Source organism: Methanobrevibacter filiformis (assembly GCF_001639265.1).
Lineage (GTDB): Archaea > Methanobacteriota > Methanobacteria > Methanobacteriales > Methanobacteriaceae > Methanacia > Methanacia filiformis.
Window position 1 is genome coordinate 1 of sequence record NZ_LWMT01000067.1, and the last position, 5,005, is coordinate 5,005.

Sequence of the window (5,005 nt, forward strand, 5' to 3'; positions counted from 1 at the left end):
AATAGATATTCAATGAAAAACATAGACAACAAATAAAAAAAACTACAAAAAATAATTTACAATCTAACCACAACTAAGAAAATTCACTGTCATCCATCAACTGAAAAATTAATTATTGCACAGCCAAATAAACAATAAAAAATAAGTATTTTGCATTATTTCCATCAATAATAACTGCACTTGGTGCACCATTACCTCGAACTGATAAATTTTTACCTGAAAACATAATGTCATTGCTAAGATCAGTTGTTTTATTATATACTCCTGCATTTAGTGTAATGGAATTATTAACAGTTCCTCCACTTGAAACAGTATTTATAGCTCCATTAATACCAGTAGCATTAGTAGTACTAATTGTAACATCTACAGCACTAACAGATGAAACACTAACAAATAAAATAGCTATTAGCGATAATATAATAACTATTTTAGTTATATCAATGTATTTCTCTACAAAATGATTATCTATTTTTATAGCATTATTTTTCCCTTTTTCTAATTCCATACTATCCACTCCCCCTATAATCAACATATAAATGATTTATCTATTTTAAATTGTAAAATAAGATTAATTTAATAAGCACAGTAAATTATGTCCGACTATAAGACAACATTGACATAATTTTAGTATTTGTTTCTATAAAATAATATTAATGATAAATTAAATATTATATTTCATAATTATATATTTAGTTCAATTAATATATAAATGTTATTATTATACCGAACATATAAGATATCAATGAAAATTTCTAAAAAAATTAATAGTATCAAAGACATTTATTGGAACTAATATACTTTCCTATAATCAACTAATTCCATATAATTCTTATTAAACCTTGTTATTATTGAATTTTGTTTATTTTTTATTATTGATTGTAAATATAATAGCTATTAACTAATAATTATTTAGTAATGAGTATTAAATAATAGCTATTAAAAAAATTAAGATGAATTGATTGAGTCCATACCTGAATATAGCTACAATACCACCAAATACTTTTTAAAAGTTGAGTTCATTCTTCTTTTTCTGAAAATATAAGTTATACATCAGAATTAAGTCCTTCAGACATTTCAAGGAAATGATCAACAATAGATTTCACATGCAAATATTTCATTTTTTCTGAACGTTAATAATATATCACATTCTAAAATATAATATTCGCAAATGGTTACCTATATATTAGCTGTATACTCTTAAATAACAATATTAATATTTCAAACCATTTGTGCAACGGAGATAACACAGTTGCTGAAGTCAAATAGGATTTTTTGCCTGCGAATCTCTGACTTCTAATAAGTCAGTGTAGTTCAACAATGTGTTAATATAATATAACCCGAATACATATAATTTAATTAATAATATAAAATTTATTTCATGATAATCCAAGTACTTATTAAATATTAATTAATAATGAAATCATAATAATTATATAAATTATAATATTAACTCACTTACATTTCATAATTACCACATTTACTTTAAACTATAAACAAGGAAGTATTAAATGAAAATTGGAGTCTCAACATTAGCATCAAATGGAAAAAACCTCATAAATTTTTTAGATTTTGCTGAAAAATTAAATATAAAATATGTAGAAATATTAAACGAATATCCTAACGATAAAATAGATAAAGATCTATTAAAATCATATTCAATAAAATATACCATTCACTCACCAATTGCTGATTTAAACATATCAACCATGAATAAATCAATAAAAGAAGCAACAATAAATGAAATTAAAAAATCTATTGATTTAGCAAAAGAATTAAAAAGTAATATTGTTGTAGTACATCCTGGAAGAATAGCATTTACAAATCGATTCTTTAAAAGTGAAATAATAAATTTAGCTGAAGAATCCATGAAAAGATGCTATGAATATGGAAAAGAAAAGGGAGTGGCAGTGGCAGTAGAGAATATGCCTAATATGGAAGGGTTCATTTATCAAGATCCTGTTAAGTTAAATAGTTTTTTAAAAGATAATAACATGGCAATGACATTAGATATTGGACATATGAACACCTATGATCCTAAATTAAATAGCTATTTTGAAACAGTGAAACATATACACTTATCAGACAATAATAGTGATTTTGACCATCATTATCCATTAGGAGAAGGTTCAATTAACTTTAAAGAAATAATCGGAAAATATGAAGAACATGATTATCATGGTGTGTATGTAATTGAAGTAAATGACAAAGAATCAATCATCCAAAGCTTAGATTACTTAAATAAGTTCTGAATCAATGATTTATTGAAAAACAATAAGGAGTGAAAACATGATATGGAATGAAGAAATCGAATGTATGTCAAGAGAAGATATTGAAGAATTACAGCTTAAAAAATTACAAAATATCCTAAAATATGCTTATGATAATGTAGATTATTACCATAACAAGTATGATTCTATGAATATTTATCCTGAAGATATTCAAACTCTTAAAGATATAGAAAAACTACCTTTTACAACAAAAGATGAATTAAGAGAATATTATCCCTTTGGCATGTTTGCAGTTGATCCAAAAAAAATAATTGAAGTTCATTCATCATCAGGAACTACTGGAAAACCTGTTGTTTCAGGATACACTCAAAAAGATATTGAGTCATGGAGTGAAATAATAGCTAGAGGACTTTCTATGATGGGAGTCACTGATGAAGATATAATTCAAAACACACATGGATATGGACTATTTACAGGAGGATTTGGAATCCATTACGGAGCTCATAAAGTCGGAGCCACAGTTATTCCAATATCCACAGGACAAAGTAGGAGACAAATTGAAATAATGGAAGATTTCGGAACAACTGTTATGATATTTACTCCATCTTATGGATTATATCTTGCAGAATTAGCTATTGAAGAAGGATTTGATTTTAAAAATAGTAGTATTAAATCTATTGGTTTTGGAGCTGAAATGTGGACCAATGAAATGAGAAAAGAAATAGAAAAACGTTTTAATGCTCCAGCATACAACATTTATGGATTAACAGAGCTTATGGGACCAGGAGTAGGAATAGAATGTTCCACGCAAGAAGGATTACATATATCTGAAGATTATTTCTACCCCGAAATCATTGATCCTGAAACATTGAAAACACAAGGAGAAAATACAAAAGGAGAATTAGTCTTAACTAACCTTGAAAGAGAAGGAATGCCAATTATAAGATTTAGAACTAAAGATATAAGCTCAATAACAAAAGAAACTTGCCAATGTGGAAGAACAACTTCCAGAATGACAAGAATAACTGGAAGATCCGATGACATGCTTAAAGTTAAAGGAGTAGCTATTTTCCCATCCCAAATAGAAAAAGCACTCCTTAAAGTTAATAATATTGAACCTCACTATCAAATAATAGTAACAAGACCTCATCTAATGGATGAAATCGAAGTTAAAGTAGAAGCATCAAAAGAATTATTTTTTGATGAAATTAAAGAAATGATGAATGTTAAAAAGAAAATTGAAGAATACATAGAAAGTGAAATAGGATTAAGAGTCAAAGTAACATTAGTAGAACCAAAAAGTATTCCAAGAAGCAAAGGAAAAGCAGTAAGAGTCATTGATACTCGCGATATACATTAAACAAACATTTCAAACTTTTGAAAACGAGAAATCAGAGATTTCTCTAAATTTCTTTCGAAAATAAAAGTTTTGCCATATACTATTTCCAAAAATAAGCAATTCAAATTAAGAAATACTCTTACTAACATGTAAATATAATTAATAAAGAGAATAGAAAAAATAATAAGAAATATAGGAATGATTAAAATGAAAATCAAACAGATATCAATATTTTTAGAAAACAAAAAAGGAAGATTATGGAAAGCCTTAGACACCTTAGCTAAAGGTAAAATTAACATACGAGCCCTATCAATAGCTGATACATCAGATTTTGGAATACTCAGAATTATAGTTCAGTCTCCAGATAAAGCAATTGAATTACTTGAAAAAAATAATTTTATTGTTAAAACTAAAAAGATCATAGGTATAGAATTAGACGACACTCCTGGAGGACTTTCCAGTGTTTTAAAAATTCTAAATGATAATGATATTAATTTAGAATATATTTATGCATTTACTCATGAAAAAAGTGAAAAAGCAATTCTTCTTTTACAAGTAGACAACTTAGATTTACTTATAAAAACATTAAAAGAAAATAATATAATCATCGTACCTTCAAAAGAAGTTTACAACTTATAAATTCAATTAAAATAGAGAAATTAAATGAAATTAAATAGATTAGTTAAAATTAATTAAAAAAAATAATAAACAATATTAAATTTAATTATTCTTCAGCAAATTGATCTTTGCCTACTCCACACATAGGACATACCCAATCATTTGGAATGTCTTCCCATGGAGTTCCTGGAGCTACTCCATTATCTGGATCTCCAACTTCAGTATCAAATACATATCCACACATTTCACAAATATATTTAGTCATTGTATCACCATTGTTATAAAAATCGAAAAATCAGTCTATTGAAATAAATGATTTTTTAGGAGCACCACATGATGGACAAGTAAATCTATTTGGAACATCTTCCCATTCAGTACCAGGTTCAACATTTCTACGAGATTCTCCTTTTTCAGGATCATAAACATATCCACAGACTTTACATTTCATTTTTTGACTCATAATTACACCAATCATTAACTATAAACAAATAATGTAACAAATAAAATTAATAAAATTAATTACAGTTAGTTACAATCACTAATATTAGTTATAATATATTTATAATCAATAATTATTTATTAATAGTTTATAAGCAACATTCAATAATATAAAATTTAGTGTACTTTTAATTATGATTTTAATATTATATATTTTTTACCATGAATTTAATGAATTTAAAAAAAATCAATAGAATAAAGGGGATGTCCCATAATTCTATAAGTCGTTGAAAATCTATTTAATTAATTTTTAAGCGTTTTAACTAAATATATAGTAAAACAAAGTTATTTTAATCATTTTTAAATATAATATGTTTTCATG

At 25.7% G+C, this 5,005-nt stretch carries 6 protein-coding genes; 3 read left to right on the forward strand and 3 right to left on the reverse strand.

Annotated elements, in window-relative coordinates; all coding sequences use genetic code 11:
• Positions 1-112: 112 nt before the first annotated feature.
• Positions 113-505: a hypothetical protein gene (locus MBFIL_RS02540; protein WP_066971191.1), complete on the reverse strand. Its 393-nt coding sequence runs from the start codon at positions 503-505 to the stop codon at positions 113-115.
• 1,003 nt (positions 506-1,508) lie between these two features.
• On the opposite strand from MBFIL_RS02540, the gene MBFIL_RS02545 reads away from it, so the two are divergent.
• The 3 genes from MBFIL_RS02545 to MBFIL_RS02555 all read left to right on the forward strand — a co-directional run bounded on the left by MBFIL_RS02545 (position 1,509) and on the right by MBFIL_RS02555 (position 4,206).
• Entirely contained in the window at positions 1,509-2,249 is a 741-nt protein-coding gene (locus MBFIL_RS02545; RefSeq protein WP_066971193.1) for a sugar phosphate isomerase/epimerase family protein, read from the forward strand.
• Positions 2,250-2,286: 37 nt separating this feature from the next.
• Complete coding sequence (locus MBFIL_RS02550) at positions 2,287-3,588, forward strand: phenylacetate--CoA ligase family protein (RefSeq protein WP_066971195.1); 1,302 nt, start codon at positions 2,287-2,289, stop codon at positions 3,586-3,588.
• Positions 3,589-3,765: 177 nt separating this feature from the next.
• A complete protein-coding gene (locus tag MBFIL_RS02555) occupies positions 3,766-4,206 on the forward strand; it encodes an ACT domain-containing protein (protein ID WP_211261691.1) in 441 nt (146 codons plus the stop codon).
• 85 nt (positions 4,207-4,291) lie between these two features.
• Here the strand turns inward: MBFIL_RS02555 and rd are convergent, their stop codons facing one another.
• Both rd and MBFIL_RS02565 read right to left on the reverse strand, forming a co-directional pair.
• Positions 4,292-4,450 carry a rubredoxin gene (rd, locus tag MBFIL_RS02560; RefSeq protein WP_066971199.1) on the reverse strand — a complete coding sequence of 53 codons (159 nt, stop codon included), beginning with the start codon at positions 4,448-4,450 and terminating at the stop codon, positions 4,292-4,294.
• Positions 4,451-4,480: 30 nt separating this feature from the next.
• Positions 4,481-4,645 carry a rubredoxin gene (locus tag MBFIL_RS02565; protein WP_066971201.1) on the reverse strand — a complete coding sequence of 55 codons (165 nt, stop codon included), beginning with the start codon at positions 4,643-4,645 and terminating at the stop codon, positions 4,481-4,483.
• Between the last annotated feature and the right edge of the window lie 360 nt (positions 4,646-5,005).

Coding starts and splice junctions, on each gene's coding strand:
- MBFIL_RS02540 (WP_066971191.1), bottom strand. CDS start 505: ATGGAATTAGAAAAAGGGAAAAATAATGCTATAAAAATAGATAATCAT.
- MBFIL_RS02565 (WP_066971201.1), bottom strand. CDS start 4,645: ATGAGTCAAAAAATGAAATGTAAAGTCTGTGGATATGTTTATGATCCT.
- MBFIL_RS02555 (WP_211261691.1), top strand. CDS start 3,766: ATGATTAAAATGAAAATCAAACAGATATCAATATTTTTAGAAAACAAA.
- MBFIL_RS02545 (WP_066971193.1), top strand. CDS start 1,509: ATGAAAATTGGAGTCTCAACATTAGCATCAAATGGAAAAAACCTCATA.
- rd (WP_066971199.1), bottom strand. CDS start 4,450: ATGACTAAATATATTTGTGAAATGTGTGGATATGTATTTGATACTGAA.
- MBFIL_RS02550 (WP_066971195.1), top strand. CDS start 2,287: ATGATATGGAATGAAGAAATCGAATGTATGTCAAGAGAAGATATTGAA.